Source organism: Micromonospora sp. NPDC002717, from assembly GCF_040295705.1.
In the GTDB taxonomy this organism is placed as follows: Bacteria; Actinomycetota; Actinomycetes; order Mycobacteriales; family Micromonosporaceae; genus Micromonospora.
In genome coordinates this window covers 268,903-293,553 of the sequence record NZ_JBEOVW010000002.1, presented here as the reverse complement: position 1 = coordinate 293,553, position 24,651 = coordinate 268,903, and the positions used below count along the sequence as shown (strand labels likewise).

At 74.8% G+C, this 24,651-nt stretch carries 23 protein-coding genes; 14 read left to right on the top strand and 9 right to left on the bottom strand.

Annotated features, from left to right (window positions below; translation table 11 throughout):
* Positions 1–49: 49 nt before the first annotated feature.
* From ABT006_RS05435 to ahcY, 13 genes are all read left to right on the top strand, one after another.
* Positions 50–469, top strand: coding sequence for a YbaB/EbfC family nucleoid-associated protein (locus ABT006_RS05435; protein WP_350703216.1), 420 nt, complete (start codon positions 50–52; stop codon positions 467–469).
* Positions 466–807 carry a hypothetical protein gene (locus ABT006_RS05430; protein WP_350703214.1) on the top strand — a complete coding sequence of 114 codons (342 nt, stop codon included), beginning with the start codon at positions 466–468 and terminating at the stop codon, positions 805–807. The genes ABT006_RS05435 and ABT006_RS05430 overlap by 4 nt, the downstream gene beginning before the upstream one ends.
* Before the next feature lie 18 nt (positions 808–825).
* The gene (locus tag ABT006_RS05425) at positions 826–5,136 is read left to right on the top strand and encodes a toxin glutamine deamidase domain-containing protein (protein ID WP_350703212.1); all 4,311 of its coding nucleotides are present in this window, start codon (positions 826–828) and stop codon (positions 5,134–5,136) included.
* A gap of 10 nt (positions 5,137–5,146) precedes the next feature.
* Positions 5,147–5,581: a hypothetical protein gene (locus ABT006_RS05420; RefSeq protein WP_350703553.1), complete on the top strand. Its 435-nt coding sequence runs from the start codon at positions 5,147–5,149 to the stop codon at positions 5,579–5,581.
* Between the two features lie 80 nt (positions 5,582–5,661).
* The gene (locus ABT006_RS05415; protein ID WP_350703210.1) at positions 5,662–6,234 is read left to right on the top strand and encodes a DinB family protein; all 573 of its coding nucleotides are present in this window, start codon (positions 5,662–5,664) and stop codon (positions 6,232–6,234) included.
* A 167-nt stretch (positions 6,235–6,401) separates the two neighbouring features.
* Positions 6,402–7,094 carry a deoxyribonuclease V gene (gene nfi / locus ABT006_RS05410; RefSeq protein WP_350703208.1) on the top strand — a complete coding sequence of 231 codons (693 nt, stop codon included), beginning with the start codon at positions 6,402–6,404 and terminating at the stop codon, positions 7,092–7,094.
* Positions 7,095–7,306: 212 nt separating this feature from the next.
* Positions 7,307–8,458 carry a hypothetical protein gene (locus ABT006_RS05405; RefSeq protein ID WP_350703206.1) on the top strand — a complete coding sequence of 384 codons (1,152 nt, stop codon included), beginning with the start codon at positions 7,307–7,309 and terminating at the stop codon, positions 8,456–8,458.
* 69 nt (positions 8,459–8,527) lie between these two features.
* The gene (locus ABT006_RS05400) at positions 8,528–9,913 is read left to right on the top strand and encodes a phosphomannomutase/phosphoglucomutase (protein ID WP_350703204.1); all 1,386 of its coding nucleotides are present in this window, start codon (positions 8,528–8,530) and stop codon (positions 9,911–9,913) included.
* 62 nt (positions 9,914–9,975) lie between these two features.
* A complete protein-coding gene (locus tag ABT006_RS05395; protein ID WP_350682673.1) occupies positions 9,976–10,161 on the top strand; it encodes a Trm112 family protein in 186 nt (61 codons plus the stop codon).
* Positions 10,158–11,354, top strand: coding sequence for an SIS domain-containing protein (locus tag ABT006_RS05390; protein WP_350703202.1), 1,197 nt, complete (start codon positions 10,158–10,160; stop codon positions 11,352–11,354). Before ABT006_RS05395 ends, ABT006_RS05390 begins: the two co-directional genes overlap by 4 nt.
* Positions 11,355–11,430: 76 nt before the next feature.
* Positions 11,431–12,432, top strand: a complete 1,002-nt coding sequence (locus ABT006_RS05385) for a cation diffusion facilitator family transporter (protein WP_350703200.1) — start codon at positions 11,431–11,433, stop codon at positions 12,430–12,432.
* Between the two features lie 3 nt (positions 12,433–12,435).
* Positions 12,436–13,599 (top strand): mannose-6-phosphate isomerase, class I, encoded by a 1,164-nt coding sequence (gene manA, locus ABT006_RS05380; protein WP_350703198.1) that lies wholly within the window; start codon positions 12,436–12,438, stop codon positions 13,597–13,599.
* A 315-nt stretch (positions 13,600–13,914) separates the two neighbouring features.
* Positions 13,915–15,414, top strand: coding sequence for an adenosylhomocysteinase (gene ahcY, locus ABT006_RS05375; RefSeq protein WP_350703196.1), 1,500 nt, complete (start codon positions 13,915–13,917; stop codon positions 15,412–15,414).
* Between the two features lie 156 nt (positions 15,415–15,570).
* On the opposite strand, the gene ABT006_RS05370 is transcribed toward ahcY, so the two are convergent.
* From ABT006_RS05370 to ABT006_RS05355, 4 genes are all read right to left on the bottom strand, one after another.
* The gene (locus ABT006_RS05370) at positions 15,571–15,729 is read right to left on the bottom strand and encodes a hypothetical protein (protein WP_350703194.1); all 159 of its coding nucleotides are present in this window, start codon (positions 15,727–15,729) and stop codon (positions 15,571–15,573) included.
* A gap of 49 nt (positions 15,730–15,778) precedes the next feature.
* Positions 15,779–16,651, bottom strand: coding sequence for a tetratricopeptide repeat protein (locus ABT006_RS05365; protein WP_350703193.1), 873 nt, complete (start codon positions 16,649–16,651; stop codon positions 15,779–15,781).
* Positions 16,648–17,094, bottom strand: a complete 447-nt coding sequence (locus ABT006_RS05360; RefSeq protein ID WP_350703191.1) for a hypothetical protein — start codon at positions 17,092–17,094, stop codon at positions 16,648–16,650. The genes ABT006_RS05365 and ABT006_RS05360 overlap by 4 nt, the downstream gene beginning before the upstream one ends.
* A gap of 100 nt (positions 17,095–17,194) precedes the next feature.
* Positions 17,195–18,277: an RDD family protein gene (locus ABT006_RS05355; protein ID WP_350703190.1), complete on the bottom strand. Its 1,083-nt coding sequence runs from the start codon at positions 18,275–18,277 to the stop codon at positions 17,195–17,197.
* 33 nt (positions 18,278–18,310) lie between these two features.
* On the opposite strand from ABT006_RS05355, the gene ABT006_RS05350 reads away from it, so the two are divergent.
* Positions 18,311–19,297, top strand: a complete 987-nt coding sequence (locus ABT006_RS05350; protein WP_350703188.1) for a stage II sporulation protein M — start codon at positions 18,311–18,313, stop codon at positions 19,295–19,297.
* 26 nt (positions 19,298–19,323) lie between these two features.
* Here ABT006_RS05350 and ABT006_RS05345 read toward each other — a convergent pair whose 3' ends face one another.
* The 5 genes from ABT006_RS05345 to ABT006_RS05325 are packed head-to-tail and all read right to left on the bottom strand — an operon-like array spanning position 19,324 to position 24,563.
* On the bottom strand, positions 19,324–20,634 hold the full coding sequence (locus ABT006_RS05345; RefSeq protein ID WP_350703186.1) for a DUF58 domain-containing protein: 1,311 nt from the start codon (positions 20,632–20,634) through the stop codon (positions 19,324–19,326).
* Positions 20,631–21,623 (bottom strand): AAA family ATPase, encoded by a 993-nt coding sequence (locus tag ABT006_RS05340; protein ID WP_350703184.1) that lies wholly within the window; start codon positions 21,621–21,623, stop codon positions 20,631–20,633. The genes ABT006_RS05345 and ABT006_RS05340 overlap by 4 nt, the downstream gene beginning before the upstream one ends.
* Positions 21,620–23,146 carry a DUF4350 domain-containing protein gene (locus ABT006_RS05335; RefSeq protein WP_350703183.1) on the bottom strand — a complete coding sequence of 509 codons (1,527 nt, stop codon included), beginning with the start codon at positions 23,144–23,146 and terminating at the stop codon, positions 21,620–21,622. The genes ABT006_RS05340 and ABT006_RS05335 overlap by 4 nt, the downstream gene beginning before the upstream one ends.
* Positions 23,143–23,724, bottom strand: a complete 582-nt coding sequence (locus tag ABT006_RS05330) for a DUF4129 domain-containing protein (protein ID WP_350703181.1) — start codon at positions 23,722–23,724, stop codon at positions 23,143–23,145. The genes ABT006_RS05335 and ABT006_RS05330 overlap by 4 nt, the downstream gene beginning before the upstream one ends.
* Complete coding sequence (locus ABT006_RS05325) at positions 23,721–24,563, bottom strand: hypothetical protein (protein ID WP_350703179.1); 843 nt, start codon at positions 24,561–24,563, stop codon at positions 23,721–23,723. The genes ABT006_RS05330 and ABT006_RS05325 overlap by 4 nt, the downstream gene beginning before the upstream one ends.
* Between the last annotated feature and the right edge of the window lie 88 nt (positions 24,564–24,651).

Sequence of the window (24,651 nt, the reverse complement as noted above, 5' to 3'; positions counted from 1 at the left end):
GAATCGTGGCGGCCGGTATGGTTCGCCCTACTGACGGTGACCGGGGAGGGTGGCGTTGGGCGAGAGCGTGGACCGGGACGCCAATCGCGCGCTGCGGGCGCGGTTCGACGAGGTGTACGGGGACTACCGGCGACTTCGGTCCGGTTTGGACGAGCTGCGGGCCCGGCTCGCCGAGCTGCGGGTGACGGAGCGCTCCGATGACGGTCAGGTGACCGCGACGGTCGGGGCCCGCGGCGACCTGATCTCGGTGGAGCTGCACCCCTCCGTCTACCACGACCGGGACGCGAAGGCGTTGAGCCGGAAGATCACCACCACGATCCACCGGGCCGGTACGACCGCCGCCTCGGCCACCCAGGAACTGGTGGCCGGCTACCTGCCCGCCGGCTCCGGAGCGGTCGACTTCCTGCGTACGGGTGACTTCGGGTCGTTGCTGGCCCGGGCGGACTCGGCGCTGCGCCGGGGCGAATGATGGACGGCCAACTCTGGCTCGACCCGCAGCGTGCCCGGCGCGGCGGCACGGACCTCTCGCTCGCCGGCGAGGCCGTCGGCGCACGGCGCCGCGAGGTGGGCGGGGCCATAGCGGCGGCGAGCGCATCCCGGCCGTGGGGCAAGGACGACATCGGCGCGGCCTTCGAGCAGAAGTACCGGGGCTTCGAGGAGCTGGTGCTGCGCGTGTGGGAGGGCGTAGGGCGGCACCTGGAGGGCCTCGGCGCCGACGTGGTCCGGTCCGTCGACGCCAACCTCCGCACGGACGCGTCGAGCGCCGGCCGGCTCGACCGCGTCGGCGACCGGCACCAGCAGCGCTGATCCGCGGAGGAGACCGGGATGAGTCTGTTGCCGAGCCCCATCCCGCACCCGCTCGACTACTCGCCCTGGGACCTGCCGGGCTGGGTCTACGAGGCCCTCGACTGGGTGATCGGCGTCGAGTGGCCGGAGGGGAACGAGCGGGCGGTCTGGGAGCTGGCCGACCAGTGGTACGCGGTGGCTGCGGCGCTGGCCGGGCCGCACGCCGACGCCGTCACGGCCGCCGCTGAGGTGCGCGGCGGGTACGGCGGCGTCGGGGCGGTCGCCGCCGCCTTCGACACCGCCTGGCGCCGGGTCGCCGAGGGCGACGAGGCGCCGCTGCCCGTGCTGCTCGCCGTCAGCACCGAGCTGGGCCGGCTGGTGGAGGAGTGCGGCTGCGACATCGAGGGCGCCAAGCTCGAGGTCTGGATCGAGCTGGGCATCCTGGTGATCGAGCTGCTGTCGCTGGCGGTCGCCACCGTGCTCACCGCCGGCGCGGCCTCGCCCGCCGCCGGGGCGGCGATCACCGCCACCCGGCTGATCGTGCAGCAGATCTTCAAGCGGCTGATGGCGCAACTGGCCCGCAAGTCGCTCAAGCAGGGGCTCAAGGAGGCGGGCGAGCGGGCGGCGAAGGAGGTCACCAAGGGCGGCGTGCGGGGCCTCGCTCGGCGTGCGGCGCTGGGCGGGGCGTCCGAGGCGGCCGAGGAGAGCGGCATCAACCTCGCCACCCAGGCGTACCAGAACTCGACCGGCCGACGGCACGGGCTGGACATGACGGAGCTGGGCACGACGGCGGTCGGCGGCCTGGCCGGCGGAGCGGTGGCGCCGCTGGCCGGCCTCGGCCGCCATGCCACCGGGCGGGGCGCCCGCATCGGGGAGCACCTGGGCCGCGAGATGACCGGCGAGGTGATGGCCGAGCAGGCCGCGAGCCTCGCCACCGGCCAGGGCCTGACCTCCGTGGAGGACGCGGCCCGGGCGGCCGTGTCCGGTGCCCGTGGCTCCGCCACCGCGCAGGCCGACGCCGCGCTGCAGGCCCGGCTCGACGGCCAGATGAGCGCCCTGGCCGGAATGTCGCTGCCATCGACAGCAGTCAGCGGGCTTTCGGCCCCGCCCGGTGTGCAGCCAGTGGCTGAGTTCTCCGCTGCCGTGCCTGACGCGGCGGGGGTGGAGCCGTCGGCGCATGGTTCAGGGGCGGCGACCAGCGCGACAGGTGAGAGCCAACGAGGTGCGACCGTTGCCGAGGTGGTGCCGGCACCTCGGTCATCGCCCGATAGTCACACAGCACCGGCCGAGCCCGCGACCACGGTCGCCGCTCGTGCCGGAGACATGACCGAGCCTGTGACCACCGCCGGAACCGACCAGGCCGGCGGAACCCTCGCCGGTAGGTCGTCCGCGCCGGAGGCCGCACTCAGCCCGACGCTCTCGTCGGTCACGACCGCGGCGCCGACTCTGGTCAGCGGCGGCACGACCGGCGTGGAGGCTCCGGCGGCCGGTTCCGGGAACGTCCCCACCGGCGGTGGGCCGTCGAACGCACCGGCTACCTCGGCAAGCGGGCTCAGCGCGGGTGTGGGCACGGCGGCGGTCCCACCCGGTCCCGCCTCGCCGCCTGAGCCGAGAGCACCCGGTGCGCCCGTCCCTGGTGCGGGCCACGTTCCGCCGCTCGGCAACCCCGAGGCCGCCGCTCCACGAGGAACCGCAGGAGGGGCGCCCACACATCCGCATCCGGCACCGCCTACCCGGCTACCCCTGCCCGACGCGCCGGCGCCCACGCAGAATCCACATGTCCACGCCGAGACGCCCGCAGCGGCCCGCCGGGATGACGCGGCACTTCCCCCTGTCAGGACGCCAGAGTGGTACGCGGCCAAGTGGGCACTCGACGAGGAGGCGTTCGAGAGACGCCGCTATCGCGGCTACTACGAGTCGCAGCGGGCGTGGTTCGAGGACAACCGCCGCTTCGACGATGCTGCGAGACTCAGGGCTCGCGCCGAGGAGCACGACCAGAGGGCGCGTGACTTCGTCGCTCACGCGCGTCATCTGCGCCAGGCGGGTCAGGCGCGTCAGGCTGACGCGTGGCAGTGGGCAGCTGATGACGAGACGCGTGCATACGGGCAGTGCCTCGACTACGCGGATGCCGTACTGGCCGGCAGTCTCGTACCGTCGGTCATTGGCGTCGTCGACCCTGCGGACTTCCGGCGGATCAACGACGACGTCGGCGACCTGGCACTCGGTGCCGTGGAGACCGCGGACCGCTCGGCGCTGACGAGGGACGACTACCCGCCGCCGATCGACCGGTCGCGGAACTACGGCCAGCCCGGCGGTCTGCGTCCGCCGCTGGCGCTGCACCAGACCGACATCGAGCGGCAGGTGCCCCGCGAGCCCGACGGGAGCGTCAAGCGGACCGCTGATCCGCGACGCGGCGGCTGGTTCGGCTTGGTGAACGACGGCGGGCCGCGAGCCGACCCGACCCGCGCCATCAACTGCATCGACTGCACGCTCTCGCTGTTCGACACCTGGATGCACGGCCGGCCCCGGGTGGCCGCGCCCCGCACCTTCGACGCCTACCTGGCCGGTGACGTCACGCGCCCCATCAACGGTGAATTGGGCGGCATGGGGCGGATCGAGGACGTCACCGGGGGGCGCTTTCAGCGCCTCTGCCAGCCGACGGAGGACGTTCAGGGCGCCGAGCGGCGGCGGGCCGTCGACACCGGCTACGACAACCTTCACTACCAGCTCCGCCTCGGCGGCCACGGCAGCTTCGCCTTCGTCGTCAACAGCTGGGAGCAGGGCGGCTCCCACATCTGGGTCGCCCTCAACCAGCACGGCACGGTGCTCTACCTGGACCCGCAGACCGGAGCCGTGTCGGACGCGCCGCTGTACCGGCACCAGGGCACCCCGCACCCGTACAACGCTGTCGACACCGAGGTTCTGGTGCTGGGACCGGACGCCCGACCGATGCCGCTGGGCGGGCTGCGGCGCGGCCGGTTCAGCGAGCGTCCGGACCTGCCGGACCATCCGCCCGTCGAAACCGACCAGGGGTACGGCGAGCCTTACCTGAACCGCATGTACCTGCTCGACGGCCCCGGGTCGGCCGCCCCGCCCGATGGGCTGCCGTCAAGCCGGCCCGAACAGCCGGGCCCGGCACCCAATCGAGGCGACGCCCCGCCGGAAGATCTGCGGGCCGCACGGGAACGCGCACGGGCGGAACGGGTGGCGAACGGTGGACCCGTGAGCGCCGCCCTGGCCGACGAGCCGGACCTGGAGCGGGTGTTCGCCGCCGGCGTGACGCCGGTCGAGGTGGCCGCCGGGCTCGATGCGCCGGCCCTCCGGCGACTCGTACCGCACCTCGACGAGCCGGCCGCCCGGGACGTGGCGCGGCTGTTCGCGGAGCCGCGCGTGCAGCGAATGCTGGACGACACGTGGCGGACGCCGCCGAAGGACGAGCCGATGCTCGCCGAGACCCTCGTCCGGCAGTTGGTGGAACGTCCCGACCTGGCGCGGATGATCCTCGCTACGCCAGAACTGGCGAACTCGCTGACGGCGCGTCCGGTGACACTGCATCACCTGGCCATTCACCAACAGGCGATCGACGTCCTCGGCTCCGTTCTTGATGAGATTGCGGGTAGGGGTGCCGAGGCCGTTGCGCGCGGACCGTTGCCTACGCCTCAGCCAACGCCTCTCACCGACAATCAGCGAAGGATCAGCGCACTCTTTTCCTCAGGCCGGGAAAGGGCGACCCAGGCCGGGTTTGACGTAGCTCGCAAGAGCGATGCCGAGTATCAGACGAAGTACCTTGACCGGTTGTACACCGATGCGGTTGAGGCGCAGCAGGAGGTTGTCGCTCTCGCGCAGCGTCTGGCTGCCGAATCATCCGGGCCGGCCATGCCTGACGGCCGCCCAGGGCCGAAGGACAGGAAGCGGGCCGAGGACAAGGTTGCTAAGTATCGGGGGGACGTTTCGATGCTGACCGACCTTGCTGCTGCCAAGGTCGCCTTTCGTGAACTCTCAGATCTCTATGCAGCGCTTAAGGTGCTTCGTGGTTACATCGGCGTTGAGGTTGTCGAATTCGAAGACCGCTTCATTGCCCCTCAATCAAGTGGTTATCGGGATATTCAGATGTCGCTGCGAACGTCGAACGGGCACATTGCGGAATTCCGCCTGCACCTCCAGGCATTGGACGACGTGGCATCCTGGGAGCATGCCCTGTACGAAGTTCGGCGGGACCTCAAGGCGGTGGCCAAGGATCAGGGCCGTACGATGTCGCAGGTGGAGCGTGCCGTCTGGAACGGCGTCCTCAAGGAAGAACAGCGATATTTCTGGCAGGCGCTGCAGACAACGTTGGGCGGAGGCTCGTAGGGTGACCGAGATGCCTGGGTTGGTGCTGCCGGCCTACTTCAGCTATTACAAGTCGCCGGTCAAAATGGTCGGCACGCCTGAGGGTGGTATCAAGGCTTGGCGGCTGTCCCATGACACGGGCGGGTGGGAACCCGCCGATGACCTGATTGAGGAGATCCTGTTCGCTGTCGGTGGCGAGATCAGTTCCTTGACGGTGGACTCCTTTGTTGAGTGGACGGAGCATGACCGCGGTCGCTACCTGCGGGGAAGGGGGCCCGTTTTCGCGTTGTACGAAACGATCAGGGGCATCGTGGAAAATGCTCAGGCCGAGGGGCGCCAGTTGACCACAAAGGAACTGGCGTTGGTCCGGGGCATCAGGCGCCGGACTTTCGTGATGTTCGAGGAGGAGCTTCAGCGAGCGGGCGATCCTGCTGCCGATCCTTCGCTGGCTGAGCAGAGCAGCTGAGTCCGCGGCCACTGAGCCTGGTGCCCCGCGAGCTGGAAACCTGTTGCGACCCCGGTCCGGCGTCGGTCAGGGTCGCTCGTATGGCTGAATCCGCCGCCGACCGCCCCACCCAGAACTTCGCCTGGTCGAACATGTTCGTCCACCCGGACGACGACCCCCGCTCCGACGGCAACCACTACGACGAGCGCACGATCCTCGTCGAGTACCTGCGCGACCAGCGGCTCACCCTGGAACTCAAGTGCGCCGACCTGGACGCCGAGGCGCTGGCCCGGCGGGCCGTACCGCCATCGAAGTTGTCGCTGCTCGGCCTGGTCCGCCACCTGGCGGAGGTGGAGCGGGGCTGGTTCCGGCGGACGATGGCCGGTCAGGACGCGCCGAAGCTCTACTGCTCGAAGGCCGACCCGGACGGCGACTTCGACGGCGCGGTCGGCGACCCGGAGGTGGTGGCCGAGGCGTGGCGCACCTGGCGGGCGGAGGTGGAGTTCGCCGAGCGCTTCGTCGCCGAGTCCGACGACCTGGGGGTCACGGGCCGGCACGGCGACGGGGAGGTCTCGCTGCGGGAGCTGCTGGTGCACATGATCGAGGAGTACGCCCGGCACAACGGCCACGCCGACCTGCTCCGCGAGTTGATCGACGGCCGCGTCGGCCAGTAGGAGCGTCGCCGTTCACCGTGGACGGGATGGTTTGTGGGGCCGGAATAGCATGGCGAAATGGCTGAACCAGACACCGACCAGCGGTCCGCCGGCCAGCAGAGTGCCGGCAGGCAGGCCACCGGCCGGTTGTCGTGACGACGGACGGATCGGGGATCGCGCAGGTCGGCATGTCTGAGGTGTCCGGTGGGCCCGTTGCTGTGCCGGGCAGCGTGGCGGAGGCGTTGGCCGTACAGGAGCGGTTGCGGCCGCTGGTCGACCTGGTCGGGCCGGGGCCGGCCGAGCCGGCGACGGTGGCCGGCCTGGACGTCGCGTACGCCGAGAGTGGCGACCGCCTCGCGGCGGCCGTGACGGTGCTGGACGCACGGACGCTCGCGGTGGTCGACTCGGCGGTCAGCGTGGGCCGGCCCGCCTTCGACTACGTCCCGGGGCTGTTCGCGTTCCGCGAGCTGCCCGCCTTGCTCGACGCGCTCGACCGGCTGACCGTGCGGCCGGAGGTGCTGGTCTGCGACGGGCACGGGCTGGCCCACCCGCGCCGGTTCGGGCTGGCCTGCCACCTGGGCGTGGTGACCGGCCTGCCGGCGATCGGGGTGGGCAAGACGCCGCTGCTCGGCGAGTGGGCCCCGCCGGCCGACGAGCGCGGCGCGTGGACGCCGCTGCGCGACGGGGACGAGATCGTGGGCCGGGTGCTGCGTACCCGGGCCGGCGTGAAGCCGGTCTTCGTCAGCGTCGGCCACCGGATGAGCCTCGACAACGCGACGGCCCGGGTGCTCGCGTTGACGCCGCGCTACCGGCTGCCCGAGACCACCCGCACCGCCGACCGGCTCTGCCGCGACGCGCTGGCCGCCGCCGCATCGGGCTGACGCCCGCAGGCGCCCCGCCCGCCCGGGACGCGGTGCGCGCCACCGGAAGATGTCGACACCCGAGGTCCCGTCCGCCGACGAATGTCAGGTGCAGCGACGCGACCACGGGGGTAATACGGCGCACATCCGGAGCGCTCTATGACCGGGCCTCACCCGGCGGCGGTAGTAGCCTACCGGCGGACCCCCGTCGGGGGAGGAACGGCGAGGTGATCATGGCGGTACGTCGGCACGCGGCGCGGCTCGCGACGGTCTGCGCGTTGCTGGGTGGCCTGGTGGCGCTCGGCGCGACGCCGGCGCTCGCCGACGACGACTCGGTCCGGGTGCGGTCGGCCGGCAGCTTCACGGCCGGCGGTTCCGCCGAGGGCGTCTCGATCGAGGTGCGCAAGCGCAGCGACGGCTGCGTGCTGCTGCGTACCACTCTGGGGCTGCGCCTGGGCGGTCTGCGCGCCGACCAGGTCAGGGCGCAGGTCAACGTGGGCGGCCACTGGTTCCCGGTGTCGCTCTCCGGGGGCGGGGGCAGCGTGGCCACTCCGGCCACCTCGCCGGCGAACCCGCGGCTGTGCAAGGGCAAGGGCATCACGGTGCGCTACCGGGTGGCGTTCGTCCAGGGTGCCCCGGGCGGCCGGCTGACGGTCACCGGCGCGGCCAGCAACGCGCTCGGGCAGCTGCTGGGCCGGGGCGCCGAGGCGTCCCGGGTGGTCGGCGGCCGGGCCTCCGAGTCGCCGTCGCCGACGCCCTCGAAGAAGGCGTCGCCCACCCCGAGCGCGCTCGCCTCGCAGGCGGAGACCGCCGGGGAGTCGCCGGCCCTGGCGGCCGTCGCCGGGCAGGGCGCCGGCGCCACCGTCAACGCCGCCGAGGAGGAGTCCGGCGGCGGCTCGGTGGTCATGTTCTTCGGCATCGCCATGGTGGCCGTCGGGATCCTGCTCATTCTCCTGATCTTCCGCCGCTCCCGGGCGGACAAGGAACCCGCCGACGACCTGCCGCCCGTCCCGCTGCCCCGCAGCAACCCCGGCGGCACCACCTACCGCTCCGCGCAGGGCCCGGGCGCCGCCCCCGTCCCGCCCGGCCAGGTGTACGGCCAGCAGCCGCCCGTCCCCGGCGTGTACGGGGGCGCCCCGGCCCCGCGTCCGGCCGGCGCCGTGTACGGCAGCCGCCCGGCCCCGGAGGCCACCCAGGTGGTGCCCGGCGGGTCCACCCCGCCGCCGGTGTCCGCCCCGCCCGGGAACCCGACGTCGACGCCGCCCGCTCCTGGGCAGTACGGCCGGCCGGCGTCGGCTCCGCCCGCCACCGGGCGACCCGGTGACCCGCCCCCGGAGGCCGGCGGTGGCGACCACACCAGGTTCATGCCCCGGCTCCCTGGCTGAGCCGGGGCACCCCGCGCCCCTCCGATACGCTCAGGCCGTTGACGACCTGCGGCGCGAGGAGCGATACCGGTGTCTGATCTGTCCCAGATCGTGAAGGCCTACGACGTCCGTGGGACGGTGCCGGACCAGTGGGACGAGCGGGCCGCCGAGGCCCTCGGCGTGGCCTTCGCGCAGGTGCTGGACGCCTACGGCGAGGGCGGCGACGCGGTGCTCACCGCGCACGACATGCGTGCCACCGGTCCCGGTCTGGCCGCCGCCTTCGCCGCCGGAGTGCGTGCCGAGGGGCGCTCGGTGATCGAGCTGGGGCTCGGCTCGACGGACATGCTCTACTACGCCTCCGGCGCGTTGGGGCTGCCCGGCGCGATGTTCACCGCCAGCCACAACCCGGCGCAGTACAACGGCATCAAGATGTGCCGCTCCGGAGCCCGGCCGATCGGGCAGGACAGCGGGCTGGCCGAGATCCGCCAGCGGGCGCAGGCCCTGCTGGACAAGGACGAGGCCCGTCCGGCCGGCGAGCCGACCGCGCCGGCCGAGCGCCGCGACCTGCTGGCCGGCTACGCGGCGTACCTGCGCGAGCTGGTGGACCTCTCCACCATCCGCCCGCTGAAGGTCGTCGTCGACGCCGGCAACGGCATGGGCGGCTACACCGTCCCGGCCGTGCTCGGCGACGCCGTCCTGCCGGCGCTGCCGCTGGAGATCGTGCCGCTCTACTTCGAGCTGGACGGCACGTTCCCCAACCACGAGGCCAATCCGCTGGACCCGGCCAACCTGGTCGACCTCCAGCGCGCGGTGGTCGAGCACGGCGCCGAGATCGGCCTGGCGTTCGACGGCGACGCCGACCGCTGCTTCGTGGTCGACGAGCGCGGCGAGCCGGTCTCCCCGTCGGCGATCACCGCTCTGGTGGCGGCCCGAGAGCTGGCCAAGCACCCCGGCTCGACGGTGATCCACAACCTGATCACCTCCAGCGCCGTGCCGGAGATCATCCGCGAGCACGGCGGCGACCCGGTCGTCGCCCGGGTCGGGCACTCCTTCATCAAGGCGGAGATGGCCCGCACCAACGCGATCTTCGGCGGTGAGCACTCCGCCCACTACTACTTCCGGGACTTCTGGTTCGCCGACACCGGCATGCTCGCCGCGTTGCACACCCTGGCCGCCCTGGGCGAGCAGTCGCTGCCGATGTCCGTGCTGGCCGGCGAGTACGAGCGGTACGTCGCCTCCGGCGAGATCAACTCGACCGTGGCCGACCAGGCCGCCAAGGTGGCCGAGGTGCGGGCCGCGTACCCGCAGGCCGAGGCCGACGAGCTGGACGGCCTCACGCTGCGCTTCCCGGACGGCGCGTGGTTCAACCTCCGCGCCTCCAACACCGAGCCGTTGCTGCGGCTCAACGTCGAGGCCCCGACCCGGGAGCGGATGACCTCGCTCCGCGACGAGGTGCTCGACCGGGTTCGCCGATAAGATCGCCTGCGCCGGTCGGCACCGCCGATCGGTGAAACCGCATACGTGGAAGGAGCCGCGCCGTGGCCCTGGACCCGCAGTTGCTGGAAATCCTCGCCTGTCCGGACACGCATCACGCCCCGCTCGACTACGACGCGGAGGCGCAGACGCTGACCTGCACCGAGTGCGGTCGGATCTTCGAGGTCCGCGACGACGTGCCCGTGCTGCTGCTGGACGAGGCGCGCGGCGGCCCCGCGGAGCGGTCGTGATCGAGGGTACGGCCGGGGTCAGCGGCCGCCGCGATCCCGACGAGGCCCTGCTCGACGACCAGGACGCGCTCGCCGAGCACGACCCGGGCGGCATGCTGCGGCACACCGCCTCCGCCGGGGCGCAGGTCCGCGAGTCGGCCGCCCTGGCCGCCGAGGCGAACCTCCAGGTGCTCGCCGACGAGGGCCGGCCCCGCGCGGTCGTCATCGCCGGCATCGGCACCGCCGGCCGTACGGGTGACGTGCTGGCCACCGTCGCCGGGCCGCGCTGCCCGGTGCCGGTCATCCCGCACCGCAGCGCCGGCGTGCCCGGCTGGGTGGGGGCTGCCGACGTGGTCATCGCCGTGAGCGCCTCCGGCCGCAGCCCCGAGGCGCTGGGCGCCGCCGAGGCCGCGCACCGGCGGGGCGCCCGGCTGGTCGCCGTCGGCGCGCCCGACTCGCAGTTGCAGTCGGTGGCCGAGCGGGCCCGGGCGCCGTTCATCCCGGTGCCCCGGCGCGCCCCGGCCCGGGCCAGCCTCTGGGCGCTCACCGTGCCGGTCCTGCTCGCCGCCCGTACGCTCGGCCTGGTGAAGGTCAACGAGGCGGACCTGGCGGAGACCGCGGCCCGGCTCGACGCGGACGCCGACCGGTGCCGCCCGACGGCCGAGTCCTTCGTCAACCCGGCGAAGTCGCTCGCCCTGGGCCTGGCCGGCTCGGTGCCGATCGTCTGGGGCTCGTCGCCGCTCGCCACCGTGGCGGCCCGCCGGTTCGGCGACACCCTGTCCGCCAACGCCCGCTACCCCGTGGTCAGCGGGGCGCTCGGCGAGGCCGGGCGGGGGCGGGTCGGCCTGCTCGACGGCGTCTTCGGCGGCCTGGCGGAGGGGGAGCGGGACATCTTCGCCGACCCCGACGACGAGGCGCCGGCCGGCACCCGGCTGCGGCTGGTGTTGCTGCGCGACGGCGGGCTGAACCCCGAGGACGACGCCGACGAGCCGCTCGACGTCGAGGAGCGCCGCGCGGACGCGGTGCAGACCCTCGCCGAGCGGCGCGGTGTGCGCTGCGACGTGGTGACCGCCGAGGGCGGCTCCGCGCTGGAGCGGCTCGCCTCGCTGGTCGCCGTGCCGGACTTCGCCTCGGTCTACCTCGCCCTGGCACACGGACTGGATCCGATGGCCGTTCCGGCCATCACCGAGATGAAGGAGCTGGCGAACCAGTGAGCGATAGCAGGGAGCGGGTCGAGCGGCGCGGCGCGCCGGTGCCCGGCGGCGCCGCGCGACGGAACGGGGCGGCGGCGTGAGCGCCAACGGCGGGACGAAGGCGATCGTCGCCGCGCTGCTGGCCAACGTCGGCATCGCCGTCACCAAGTTCGTCGCGTTCCTGCTGACCGGGTCGTCGTCGATGCTGGCCGAGTCGATCCACTCGGTCGCCGACTCCGGCAACCAGGGACTGCTACTGCTCGGCGGCCGGCGGGCCAAGCGGGCCGCCACCCCGCAGCACCCCTTCGGCTACGGCCGCGAGCGCTACATCTACGCGTTCATCGTGTCCATCGTGCTGTTCAGCGTCGGTGGCCTGTTCGCCCTGTACGAGGCGTACCACAAGTGGTCGCACGCGGAGCCGATCACGAGCTGGCACTGGGTGCCGGTCGTCGTGCTGGTGGCCGCGATCATCATGGAGTCGTTCTCCTTCCGCACCGCCATCAAGGAGTCCAACCTCGTCCGGGGCGACCAGTCCTGGGTGAAGTTCGTCCGCCGGGCCAAGGCCCCGGAGCTGCCGGTGGTGCTGCTGGAGGACCTGGGCGCGCTGGTCGGTCTGATCTTCGCGCTGTTCGGCGTCGGCATGACGCTGATCACCGACAACGGCCGGTGGGACGCCGCCGGCACCGCGATGATCGGCGTGCTGCTGGTGGCCATCGCGATCGTCCTGGCCGTCGAGACCAAGAGCCTGCTGCTCGGTGAGGGCGCCGAGGCGCACGACGTCGCCGCGATCGAGAAGGCGGTCACGGACGGCCCGGAGGTGGAGCGGATCATCCACATGAAGACGCTCTACCTGGGCCCCGAGGAGCTGATGGTCGCCGCGAAGATCGGCGTGCCGGCCTGCGACAACGCCGAGGAGCTGGCTCGCGGCATCAACGTCGTCGAGGCCCGGATCCGCGCCGCCGTGCCGGCCGCCCGGGTGATCTACCTGGAGCCGGACATCTACAGCGCCGCCGCCGAGCGGGCGGGCAGCGGGAGCGCGGCGCACACCGCCGTGCCGGGATCCGAGCCGGGCGAGGCCACCGGGCGGCCCGGGAGCTGACCGGTGGAACTGCTGTACGGACCGATCAGGGACTACGCGTGGGGGTCCCGCTCGGCGATCGCCCAGTTGCAGGGCAGGCCGGCGCCGAGCGACGGCCCGGAGGCCGAGCTGTGGCTGGGCGCCCACCCGGGCGGCCCGGCCACGGTCGACCGCGACGGCAGCCGGATCGACCTGACCGACCTGCTGCTCGCCGAGCCGGACCACTGGCTCGGCGAGCGGGTCGTCGGCCGGTTCGGCACCCGGCTGCCGTTCCTGCTCAAGGTGCTCGCCGCGGATGCCCCGCTGAGTCTGCAGGCGCACCCGGACGCCGAGCAGGCCCGTGCCGGGCACGCCGCCGACGCCGGCCGCCCCGACGGGCAGCGCAACTACGTCGACCCGTACCACAAGCCGGAGCTGCTGGTCGCGCTCTCGCCGATGGAGGCGCTCTGCGGGTTCCGTGACCCGGTCGCCTCGGCGGAGGCGCTCGCGGGGTTCGGCGTACCCGCGCTGGAGCCCGTGCTGGCGGCGTTGCGCACCGGCCCGTCGGGGCTGCGCGACGCCGTACGGCTGCTGCTGACCTGGCCCGCCGACGAGCGCGACGTGCTGGTGCGGGCCGCGGCGTCGGCGGCGGTCGCGGGGCCCGACGCGGAGCTGGCCCGGGAGCTGGCCGCCGCCTACCCGGGCGACCCGGGGGTGCTGGTGGCGATGCTGCTCAACCGGGTGCGGCTGGCGCCCGGGGAGGCGATCTGGATGCCGGCCGGCAACCTGCACGCCTACCTGCGGGGCACCGGCGTGGAGATCATGGCGGCCAGCGACAACGTGCTGCGCGGCGGTCTGACGCCGAAGCGGGTGGATGTCGACGAGCTGCTCCGGGTGCTGCGCTTCGAGGTGCTCCGGGAGCCGGTGGTGCCGCCGCTGGAGGTCGACCCCGGGGTGGTCACCTGGCCGGTGCCGGTGGACGACTTCGCGCTGCACCGGGTGACGGTGGGCGCGGCGCTGCCGGCGGTGACGCTGTCGGTGCCCGGGCCACGCGTGGTGCTCTGCTGCGCGGGGGAGGTCTCGGTCGACGACGGGACGGGCGCGGTGACGCTCGGGCGGGGGCAGGCCGCGGTCGGCACGGCCGCCGCCGGGCCGCTGCGCGTGGCGGGCGCGGGCGAGGCGTACGTGGCGAGCTGCGGCCTGGGCTGAGCCGGTCGTCCGCCCGGCGGTCGCCGGGCAGGGCAAGTCCGACTTTCCCGGAATGGCTTGACGCTGCGACTTCGCAGTGTGACTCTATGGGTACGCAGCGTTATCGCGACGACGGTCCGAGAACGCGCGCGAGGGATCCAAACCGGGGGGATGCACGGGGCGGGCGGCTGGTGGACGGAGAGTCCGTCCACGACCGACCGCCCCGTGCGCTGCCCGCTTCTGTCTTCCTGCTCTCTTCACCGGCCGGTCCCTTCCGCGGCGGCCCGCGCGCGTAAGGTGGAGGGTCGCGCAGCACATCGTCCGACAGGAGCTTCCATGACCAGCACCCTCCCGGCGTCCGCAAGTGGAACGCCGTCCGAGGCCCGGCCGAGCACCCTCGCCGAGGGCGACTACAAGGTGGCGGATCTGTCGCTCGCCGAGTTCGGGCGCAAGGAGATCCAGCTCGCCGAGCACGAGATGCCCGGCCTGATGGCGATCCGTCGTGAGTTCGCCGACGCCCAGCCGCTCGCTGGCGCCCGGATCACCGGGTCGCTGCACATGACCATCCAGACCGCCGTCCTGATCGAGACCCTGGTCGCGCTCGGCGCGCAGGTCCGCTGGGCGTCCTGCAACATCTTCTCCACCCAGGACCACGCCGCCGCCGCGATGGTGGTCGGTCCGACCGGCACCCCGGAGGCCCCGGCCGGCGTCCCGGTCTACGCCTGGAAGGGCGAGAGCCTGGAGGAGTACTGGTGGTGCACCGAGCAGGTGCTCGCCTGGCCCGACGGGCAGGGCCCGAACATGATCCTCGACGACGGCGGCGATGCCACCCTGCTGGTGCACAAGGGCGTCGAGTTCGAGAAGGCCGGGGCCGTCCCGCCGGTCGAGTCCGCCGACTCCGAGGAGTACGCGGTCATCCTCGGTGTGCTGCACCGCTCGCTCGCCGAGGACGGCCAGCGGTGGACCCGGATCGCCGCCGGCATCAAGGGCGTGACCGAGGAGACCACCACCGGCGTGCACCGGCTCTACGAGATGCACCGCGCCGGCACCCTGCTCTTCCCCGCCATCAACGTCAACGACTCGGTGACGAAGAGCAAGTTCGACAACAAGTACGGCTGCCGCCACTCGCTCATCGACGGCATCAACCGGGCCACCGACGTGCTGATCGGCGGCAAGATGGCGGTCGTACTCGGCTACGGCGACGTCGGCAAGGGCTGCGCCGAGTCGCTGCGCGGCCAGGGCGCCCGGGTCGTGGTCACCGAGGTCGACCCGATCTGCGCCCTCCAGGCGGCGATGGACGGCTACCAGGTCGCCACCCTGGACGACGTGGTCGAGCAGGCGGACATCTTCATCACCGCCACCGGCTGCTTCGACGTCATCACCAACGAGCACATGGCCCGGATGAAGCACCAGGCCATCGTCGGCAACATCGGCCACTTCGACAACGAGATCGACATGGCCGGCCTGGCGAAGCGGTCCGACGTGGAGCGGGTCAACATCAAGCCGCAGGTCGACCTCTGGAAGTTCGCCGACGGGCACGCGATCATCGTGCTGTCGGAGGGCCGCCTGCTGAACCTGGGCAACGCCACCGGCCACCCGAGCTTCGTGATGTCGAACTCGTTCGCCAACCAGACGATCGCCCAGATCGAGCTGTTCACGAAGACCGAGGAATACCCGACCGGCGTCTACGTGCTGCCGAAGCACCTGGACGAGAAGGTCGCCCGGCTGCACCTGGAGGCGCTCGGCGCCAAGCTGAGCACCCTGACCAAGGAGCAGGCCGCCTACCTCGGCGTCTCCGTCGAGGGCCCGTTCAAGCCGGAGCACTACCGGTACTGAGCCGACCCGCACCGACCGGGCCGGCCCGCGCCAGCGGGCCGGCCCGTCGGCGTCTCCGGCGACTGCGGGCGAGCGGCCGGTCGGCGGGCCGCGGCGGGCGTGGGCCAGTCGGGGCGGAAGCCCTCGGGGCCGGGGCCGGCCGGGGCGGGAGCGGGGTCAGTCCGGGCGGGAGCGGCGGCGGGCGGGGCGGACCCAACTCCACACGCACCAGGCGAGCCAGGCCAGCGAGACCACCGTGGCCAGGGCGCGCAGGCGCAGCGCGCTGAGCAGCAGCACCACCGCCAGGACGGCCAGCCACGGCCCGAACGCCCTCACGACCGCCACCGCCCACGCGCGCTCCCGACCGCCACCGTCCGCACCGCCCTCACGACCGCCACCGGCCGAGGACCATGCGGCGGACCAGCGGCGGGGCGATCCACGACCAGACGCAGAAGAGCGCCCACGCCACGCCGAACAGGCCCGCGAGCAGGTCCAGCCCGGCGAGGTTGAGCAGCACCACCACGCCGATCGCGAGCAGCCAGGTGCGGAGGATCCCCAGCCGGTAGAGCGGCCGCAGCGGCAGCAGCAGCGGGTGGGTGTACACCCGGCTCTCCCAGGCGGCCTCGGCGTAGTCGGCGTCGGTCGGGTCGTGCGCCACCGCCTGCCCGAAGGCACGGTGCGCGGTGCCCACCCGGCCGCGCCGGGCCGCGGCGACGCCGTGCAGGGCGAGCGCCGCGGGGTTGGCCGGCCACGCCCCGAGGAACTCGCGGGAGATGCGCTCGGCGGCCCGGTCGTCGCCCCGGGCGTACGCGAGTTGGAAGCGGGAGGCGAAGACGGCCGGCGCGTCCGGGACGATCGCGGCGGCGCGGGCGACCAGGCGTTCCGCCTTGCCGGTCTGGCCCACGGCCGAGCAGAGGTCGGCGTACTGGCAGAGCAGCCACGGGTTCTCCGGCTCGATGGCCAGCGCGTCGAGCAGCGCCCGCTCGGCGGGGGCGAACTCGCGGTGGTGGCGCAGCGCGAGACCCAGCCGGCCGAGCAGCTCCGCGTCCGGGCCGGTCTCGGCCAGCCCCTGACGGGCGACGGCGACCACCTCGTCCCAACGGTCCAGCCCGGTCAGCGCCGCCGCCCGCAGCCGGAACGCGGCGGGGCTGGCGGCCAGCGCGGCGGGGAGCCGGTTCACCTCGTCCAGGGCCTGTTCCAGCCGGTTCAGCTCCAGGAGCTGGGCCACCCGGGCGAGCTGGGTCTCCGGGGCGGTCACGCGGCGGCCACCAGCACGATCAGCGCGGCCTCGGCGAAGCCGAACAGGAGCACCGCCCCGACGCCGGGCAGCCACAGCGACGCCGGCGCGCCGCCGCGCAGCTCGTACGCCCGGAACCGGCGCTTCTGCGTGGCGGAGGCAGCGAGCCAGACCAGCGCGCCGGCCAGCGCCCCGATCAGCCGGACGGGCCGGTCGGCCCCGTCGTCGAAGACCACGAGCGTGACCACCAGCCGGGCCACCAGCCCGGCCAGCCCGACGCCGAGCACCGCCAGGTGCGTCCGGCGGGGCAGGCCCAGCCGGTGCCCGTTGACCAGGGCCAGCACGGTGGCCGCCGTCGGGCCGCCGAACACGGCGGGGAAGATCAGCGAGTGCGGTCGCCACGGCGGGCGACGCGCCTCGTACGCCGCCGGCGCGATGGTGGGGGTGAACAGGTCGTCGGCCACGGTGTTCCCGTCTCGGTAGGGGCGAGCGAGCCGGATCCTGCCATAGCCGGGCGACGGTCGGTGGTCCCGCGCCCGCCGCCCGGGTGCCCGCGCCCGCCGGTCAGGTGCCGGCGTCGGGCGTGGACATGGCGCTCGCCGGCGCCGAGGTGGACCGCGGCGTCGACGCGGTCGCCGCCGCGACCGCCGGCCGTACCGCCGCGACGGGCTGCGCCGGCACGGCGGCCGGCGCGCCGCCGGGCACCGCCGGACGGATCGTGCCGGGTGGCGCGGCGACCTCGGGCGGGGCGGCGGCCGGGACCGCGCGGGGCGGCGCGGGCGGGCCGGGCGTCAGCTCCGGCCAGAGCGTCGCGGCGACGGCGCGACCGCGGCCCAGCCGGTGCCAGGCCCGCCGGTGCCGCTCGCCGAGGACCGCGGCCAGGTAGACCGACTCCGGCAAGCCCGGCGGCGGGGGTGGCGTGATCACCGCCGAGATCTCGGCCCACAGGCCGCGGCCCAGCCGCCCGCGGGCCGGCTCCGCCAGGTGGCGCACCCGGGCCAGGTACTGCCGGGCGGCCAGCGCCAGGCCGTCGTCCAGCCGGCTCAGGTCCAGCGTGTGCGCCCAGCCGACCAGCACGGGCACCGCCGTCGGGACCGGCCGCCAGGCGGTCGCCGTCCGGGTGTGCACGACGAGCGTGCCCGCCACGAGGTCGCCCAGCCGGCGCCCCCGCCGGTCGGTCAGCATCACGGTCACGCCGGCGACCCAGCTCAGCAGCGGCAGCACCAGGCCCGGCCACTCCACCGCCACGCCCACCAGCGCCCGGGTCAGCGACTGCCGCAGCCCCACCGGGGCGCCGTCGGCGCTGACCACCCGCAGCCCGACCGCCAGCTTGCCCAGCGTCCGGCCGTGGTTGAACCGCTCGCAGAGCACCGGGTAGCCGACCAGCACCAGGACCAGCCCCACCGTCGCGAGGGCACCGGCCAGCGCCTTGTCGACCAGCCCGGGCGGCAGGTTGCTGAGCACGATGCCGGCGGCGATCGACAGCACCAGCACGAGGACCAGCTGGGCCAGGATGTCGAGCATCAGCGCGAGCACCCGGGAGCCGATCCGGGCGGCCCGGACGTCCAGCTCCACGGCCTCCCCGCTGACCAGCCCGGCGTCGCCCCACGGGGCGGGTCGGGCCGGCGGTCGTGGTTGCGCTCTCATCCCGACAGTGAACACTATGATCGCCGGACGGGGGTGACGGTGGATCTCGACGCGTACGTCGCGGAACACGGCGGGGAGTGGCGGCGGCTGGAGGAACTCTCCCGGCGCGGCCGGCTCGACGCCGCCGAGGTCGACGAACTCGTCGCCCTCTACCAGCGGGCGACCACCCAGCTCTCGGTGCTGCGCAGCCGCTCACCCGACCCGGCGCTGGTCAGCCAGCTCTCCCAGGTGGTGCTGCGGGCCCGGGCCCGGCTCACCGGCCGCCCGCGGCCGTCCTGGGCGGCGGTCGGCAGGTTCCTGCTGGTCGGCTTCCCCGGCGCGGTCTACCGCGCCTGGCCCTGGTGGTGCGGGGTGGCGACCGGCTTCACCCTGCTCAGCTTCTTCCTCATCTGGTACGTGGCGGGCAACCCGGAGACGGCGGGCGCGTTCATCGGCGAGGAGGCGGCCGCCGACCTGGTCGAGTCCGGCTTCGCCGGCTACTACACCGAGTTCGCCGCGCCGACCTTCGCCTTCCACCTGTGGACGCACAACGCCTGGCTCGCCGCCCAGTGTCTCGCCGCCGGGGTGCTCATCGTCCCCGTGCTCTACCTGCTCTGGCAGAACGCGCTCAACATCGGCGTGGTCGGCGGGGTGATGGTCGCCTACGGCCGGGCGGACGTCTTCTTCGGACTGATCACCCCGCACGGGCTGCTGGAGCTGACCGGCGTCTTCGTGGCCGCCGGGGTGGGCCTGCGCGTCGGGTGGGCGTGGATCGCGCCGCCCGCCCAGCTCACCCGGGGGCAGGCGGTCGCCCGGGCGGGCCGCGAGGGCGTCCTGGTCGCCGTCGGCCTGGTGGGGCTCTTCGCGGTCTCCGCCGTCATCGAGGCGTTCGTGACGCCCGCGCCCGTGCCGGTCCCGCTCCGCGTCCTCGCGGGCGCCGCCGTCTGGCTCGCCTTCCTGGCGTACGTCGTGGTGCTCGGCCGCCGGGCGACCGCCGCGCGCGAGGGCGACGACGTCCTCGACCCGTACGCCCGCCGCTGACCGCCCGCCCCGACCGTCCCGGGGGATCAGAGCTGGCCGAGGGACTTGAGGCGCAGGTAGGTGTCGGCCAGGGTGGGGGCCAGGCGACCCGCCGGGGCGTCGACGACCGTCACCCCGTGCCGGCCCAGCGCGGCGCGGACCCGGTCGCGTTCGGCCAGCGCCCGCCAGGCCGCCGCCGCCGCGTAGGCGTCGCCGGGGCGCTGCGGGACGGCCGTGGTGAGCGCGGTCAGCACCGGGTCGTGCGTCGCGGCGATCACCACCTTGTGCCGGGCCGCGACCCGGGGGAGCACCGGCAGCAGCCCCTCGCCGAGGGCGCCCGCCTCCAGCGCGGTGAAGAGCACCACCAGGCTGCGCTGGCGCTGCCGGCGCAGCAGCTCACCGGCGATCAGGTCGAAGTCCGTCTCCGCCAGCGCCGGTTGGAGCGGGGCGAGGGCGTGCACCAGCCGGGAGAGCAGGGCCGGCCGGCCGGTGCCCGTCACCGTGGCCCGGACCGCCGTGTCGGCGGCGAGCAGGTCGACCCGGTCACCGGCGCGGGCGGCGAGAGCGGCGAGCAGCAGCGCGGCGTCGATCGCGGTGTCCAGCCGGGGCTCGTCGCCGACCCGCACCGCCGACGTGCGGCCCGTGTCCAGCACGCAGACCAGCCGGCGGTCCCGCTCAGGCCGCCACGTCCGCACCAGCACGTCGGCCCGGCGCGCGCTCGCCCGCCAGTCGATCGACCGGACGTCGTCGCCCACCACGTACTCGCGGAGGGTGTCGAACTCGGTGCCCTGGCCGCGCCCCCGGCTGACCTGGGTGCCGTCGATCACGCGCAGCCGGGCCAGCTTCTCGGGCAGGTGCCGGCGGGAGTCGAAGCGGGGGAGGACGCGCAGCGTCCACGGCGGGGTGGCCGGGCGGCCGGAGCGCTGGCGGAAGCCCAGCCCCATCGGCCCGAACGAGCGCACGGTCAACGCCGCCGCCGGCCGGTCGCCCCGCCGCAGCGGGGTGAGCCGGCTGGGCAGCGCCACCGTCCCGCCCGGCGCGACGCGCACGAGCTGCGCCGGGGGCACGTCGGGGCGGGCGCCGGCCGAGGGCACCCAGGCGTCGCGGACCCGGGCGCGCAGCGTACGGCCGGTGGGGTTGTGCAGCAGCAGCGCGACGGTGGCGGTGCCGCCGAGCCGCACCGCGCGGTCGCCCTCCCGGGTCGCCGCGAGCGCCCCCGGCGGCGCGGCCAGCGCCCGGTCGACCAGCACGAGCAGCAGCACCCCGCCGGTCATCACCAGCAGGCCGACGAACGGCGCCGGCCAGGCCGGCAGGGTCAGCGCGCCCGCCGCCAGCAGGAGCGCCGCCCGCCAGGTCATCGCGGCGTCGGCACGGTGGCCAGCACCGTGTCCAGCACCGCGTCCACGCCGACGCCCTCCAGCTCGACCTCGGGGCGCAGCCGCAGCCGGTGCCGCAGCGTCGGTCGGGCGACCGCCTTCACGTCGTCCGGGACGACGTGGTCGCGGCCGGCCAGCCAGGCCCACGCCTTGGCGGTGGTGAGCAGCGCGGTCGCGCCCCGGGGCGAGGCGCCCAGCTCCAGCGCCGGCGTGCTGCGGGTGGCCCGGCACAGGTCGACGATGTAGCCGAACAGCGGCTCGGCCATGTGCACCCGGCCGACCGCCGCCCGGGCGGCAGCCAGGTCGGCCGCGCTGGCCACCGGCCGTACGCCGGCGGCCGTCAGGTCGCGCGGGTCGAAGCCGGCGTGGTGCGCGCGCAGCACCCCCAGCTCCTCCTCCCGGCTGGGCAGCGGCACGGTGAGCTTGAGCAGGAACCGGTCGAGCTGCGCCTCCGGCAGCGGGTAGGTGCCCTCGTACTCGATGGGGTTCTGGGTGGCGGCGACGATGAACGGGTCGGGCAGCGGACGCCGGTCGCCCTCGACCGAGACCTGCCGTTCCTCCATGACCTCCAGCAGCGCCGACTGGGTCTTCGGGGGCGTCCGGTTGATCTCGTCGGCGAGCAGCAGGTTGGTGAACACCGGCCCCTCGCGGAAGGTGAAGGCGGCGGTGCGCGGGTCGAAGATCAGCGAGCCGGTCACGTCCCCCGGCATCAGGTCCGGGGTGAACTGCACCCGCTTGGACCGCAGGTCGAGCGCGGTGGCCACGGTGCGGATCAGCAGGGTCTTGGCGACGCCCGGCACGCCTTCCAGCAGCACGTGCCCACGGCAGAGGAGGGCGATCACCAGGCCGGTGACGACCGCGTCCTGCCCCACGACCGCCTTGGCGACCTCGGCGCGCAGCAGGTGCAGGGCGGCACGGGGGTCGGCGGGGCCGGCGGTCAGCGGATCGGCGGTTCCGGCGGGTCGGGTCACCGGGGATCTCCTTCGGATCGGTGCGGGTGCGGTGCGGCTGCCGCTGGCGGCCCGTCGGCGAGGTGCGGCGCGGCGGGGTGCGAAGCGGTGGCCGGGGGCGTGAGGTGCGGCCCGGCCGGGGAGGCGGGGTGCGGCCCGTCGGGCGGGTGCGGGGCGACCGTGCGGGTCAGCCGGTCCAGCGCGCGGGCCAGCTCCAGCAGGTCCTGGTCGGTGTCGGGTGTGCCGCCGTAGAGCAGTTCCTCCGTCCGCCCGGGGCCGTCGCCGGTGCGGGCGGCGACCGCGGCGGCCACCTCGGCGGGCGGGGCGGTCGGCGGCAGGTTCAGCCGGGGCAGCAGGCGGTCCCGGGCGGCGGTGCGCAGCGTCCGCGCGGCCGCGTCCCGGGCGCCGGCCTTCTCGTAGAGCCGGGCCCGGCCGAGCACCGTCTCCGCCGAGCGGACCGTCACCGGCAGCGGCTCCGGCGCCGGCGGGCCAAGCCGGCGGGCCCGCCAGAGCGCGGCCAGCAGGGCGGCGACGGCGAGCTGCACCAGCAGCGCCCAGAACCAGCCGGGGAAGGCGGACCAGAGCGGGTTCGGCGGGTCGGAGCTGTCGGCGTGGGAGTCGTCACCGTCGTCGTCGGAGCCGCCGCCCGGGCCGCCGGGGTTCCCGTTGCCGCCGCCGGGGCCGCCGGGGCGGCCGCCGCCCGGCCCGCCGTACTCGGTGGAGCCGCCCGGGGTGGGCGACCAGGCCGGGCTGCCGCTGGTGCCGGAGCCGAAGGTCGGCGGGGGCGCCTGGCCGTCCAGGTCGAGCCACACCACCCGGCCGGCCCCGCCGAGCAGGGCGGTGGCGAACGCCCGGTTGTCCCACTCGTCGATCCGGTCGTTGCGGAACGGGTCGCTGGCGCCGACCACCACCACGCTCTCGGGGACCCGGAGCAGCCGGGCGAGCCCGCCGTCGAAGCAGAACTGCACGGGCGCCGACCCGCCCGGGGTGACCGCGTAGCGTTGCAGCCCGACCGCCGCCCGTCCGAGCTGGCGCAGCTCGGGCATCGGGCAGGGCAGGCCCCGCGCGTCGGGCTCCACCGCCTGCGCGGCCCACCGCCGGCCGGCCGGCTCCACCGGCAGCGGGATCGCGTCCAGCACCCGCCGCGGCGGGTCCACCAGCACCAGCCGGGTGGCCGAGGGAAGCGAGCCCAACGCAAAGACCGTGTCCGGGTGCAGCAGCGCCGGCGCGGGCACGAAGAGCGTGGCCGGCCCGCTGCGGGCGGCCAGCAGCGCGCGCAGCGTGTCCGTCTCGCGCTGCACCGTGACGCCCCGCTCCCGCAGCGCCTCGGCGAGCCGGCTGCCGCCGTCGTCCCCGGTCGCGACGGGGGAGAGGAACCCCCGGTCGGTGGGATCGGGCTGGTCGACCGCGTGGGTGACCAGGGTGGTGGTCAGCAGCAGCGCGGTCAGGCCCAACGGGATCAGCAGCCGGTGCCGGCGGCGACGTCGCCGGGGGGCGTCGCCGGCTTTCGGGGCCGGCTGGGCGGCGGTGGCCTGTGCGCTCATGGTCGTGGCCCGTCCTCGGGTCGGCCGGTCAGCAGCCGGTCCAGGTCGGCGGCGTGCTCCCGCATCCGCCGGTCGTGCTCGGCCGAGGCGGGGCGCTGGCCGTACCAGAGTTCGGAGAAGATCGCCCCGGCGGCGCCCAGCGGCGGGCCGACCTGCGGACGGCTGGCCGTCGCGGCCCGCACCACCTCGACGACGGTCATGCCGGGCTGCGGCTGGAGCATCCCCCGGGCGACCAGCTCGCGGATCATCGCGCGCAGCCGTTCCCGGACGGCCTCGGCGTACCGGCCCTCGGCGGCCAGCCGGTCGGCGAGGGAGACGTACGCGGCGGCCGGCAACTCCGGCTCCGGCTCGCGCGGCGCGGGTACGACCGGCGCGGGGGCGTCCACCGGCCCGGGCTTCCGGCGGCGTCGACGCAGCCGGGGCAGTCGGGGCAGCCGGCGGGGCACCCAGGCGGGGTACGTGTACCAGCCGACCGCCACCAGCACCGCGGCGAGCACCAGCAGCAGCGCGGCCAGGGGCAGCGGCACCCGGTCGCCGAGCGCGGCCGTGGTCTCGGTCCACCACCGGCTGAAGCTCATCGGTCGGCCGCCAGCAGAACGGCCTCCGGCGTGCCCGTCCGGGCCCGGGAGAGGCGGATGTCCAGCCCCTCGGTGCGCATCCGGGTCTCCAGGTGCAGCACCGCGTCGAGGCAGGCCAGCGCCGGGTACGCGACGCCGTTGACGCCCGCCCAGACGGCCAGCGACAGCCAGGGGGCCCAGGTCCGGTCGACCAGGTCGAGCGCGTCCAGCCCGTAGTAGACGCCGATGCCGAGGCCGAGGCGGACGATCCACCAGGACAGGTAGCCGAGCAGCCGGATCCCGCCGGCCCGGCCGCCGCCGCGTACGGCCAGGGTGGCGGCGCGCAGCGGGGCCCGCAGCGGGTGCACCCGGTCGACGACCAGCGCCGGCGCCACGGCGCCGAGCAGGGCGAAACCGATGAACCAGGCCGGCCCGAACAGCGCGGCCACCAACATCACCAGCCCGACCAGGGCGGTGAGCAGCACCGTGGCGCCCCAGCGGGCGCCGGCGGGACGGAACACCTCGCGCGGCCCGACCGTACGGCCGAACAGCGCGCCGCCGGCGGCCCGGGCGGCCGGGTTGCCCAGCAGCGTGATGATCATCGCCTCGGTCGCCGCGCCGACGGCCAGCAGCAGCCAGTACGCCCCGAAGTGATCGAACTCCACGAACCAGACGGGGGGCTCGACGTCGGCGGCGAGCCGCAGCGGGTAGAGCAGGAGCTGCTCGCCGACGGCCAGGGCGAGGGCGAGCGGGACCAGCACCCGGGCCTGGCCGCGCAGCAGCAGGACCGCGGAGTCCAGCAGCTCGCCGACCGTGAGCGGGCGGCGCGGGAGCACGGCGGTCGGGCCGGCGTCGGGCACGCGTACTCCTGGGGACGGGCGACGGTGGCGCGTGACGGCGCACGCGGGGATCATGGTGACACGCGCGGTCCGATCGGGTGGACCCGCA

Excerpts from the sequence above, each read along its gene's own strand:
- ABT006_RS05430 (WP_350703214.1), top strand. The coding sequence starts at position 466 with ATGATGGACGGCCAACTCTGGCTCGACCCGCAGCGTGCCCGGCGCGGC.
- ABT006_RS05425 (WP_350703212.1), top strand. The coding sequence starts at position 826 with ATGAGTCTGTTGCCGAGCCCCATCCCGCACCCGCTCGACTACTCGCCC.
- ABT006_RS05420 (WP_350703553.1), top strand. The coding sequence starts at position 5,147 with ATGCCTGGGTTGGTGCTGCCGGCCTACTTCAGCTATTACAAGTCGCCG.
- ABT006_RS05415 (WP_350703210.1), top strand. The coding sequence starts at position 5,662 with ATGGCTGAATCCGCCGCCGACCGCCCCACCCAGAACTTCGCCTGGTCG.
- nfi (WP_350703208.1), top strand. The coding sequence starts at position 6,402 with ATGTCTGAGGTGTCCGGTGGGCCCGTTGCTGTGCCGGGCAGCGTGGCG.
- ABT006_RS05405 (WP_350703206.1), top strand. The coding sequence starts at position 7,307 with ATGGCGGTACGTCGGCACGCGGCGCGGCTCGCGACGGTCTGCGCGTTG.
- ahcY (WP_350703196.1), top strand. The coding sequence starts at position 13,915 with ATGACCAGCACCCTCCCGGCGTCCGCAAGTGGAACGCCGTCCGAGGCC.
- ABT006_RS05355 (WP_350703190.1), bottom strand. The coding sequence starts at position 18,277 with ATGAGAGCGCAACCACGACCGCCGGCCCGACCCGCCCCGTGGGGCGAC.
- ABT006_RS05345 (WP_350703186.1), bottom strand. The coding sequence starts at position 20,634 with ATGACCTGGCGGGCGGCGCTCCTGCTGGCGGCGGGCGCGCTGACCCTG.
- ABT006_RS05335 (WP_350703183.1), bottom strand. The coding sequence starts at position 23,146 with ATGAGCGCACAGGCCACCGCCGCCCAGCCGGCCCCGAAAGCCGGCGAC.
- ABT006_RS05330 (WP_350703181.1), bottom strand. The coding sequence starts at position 23,724 with ATGAGCTTCAGCCGGTGGTGGACCGAGACCACGGCCGCGCTCGGCGAC.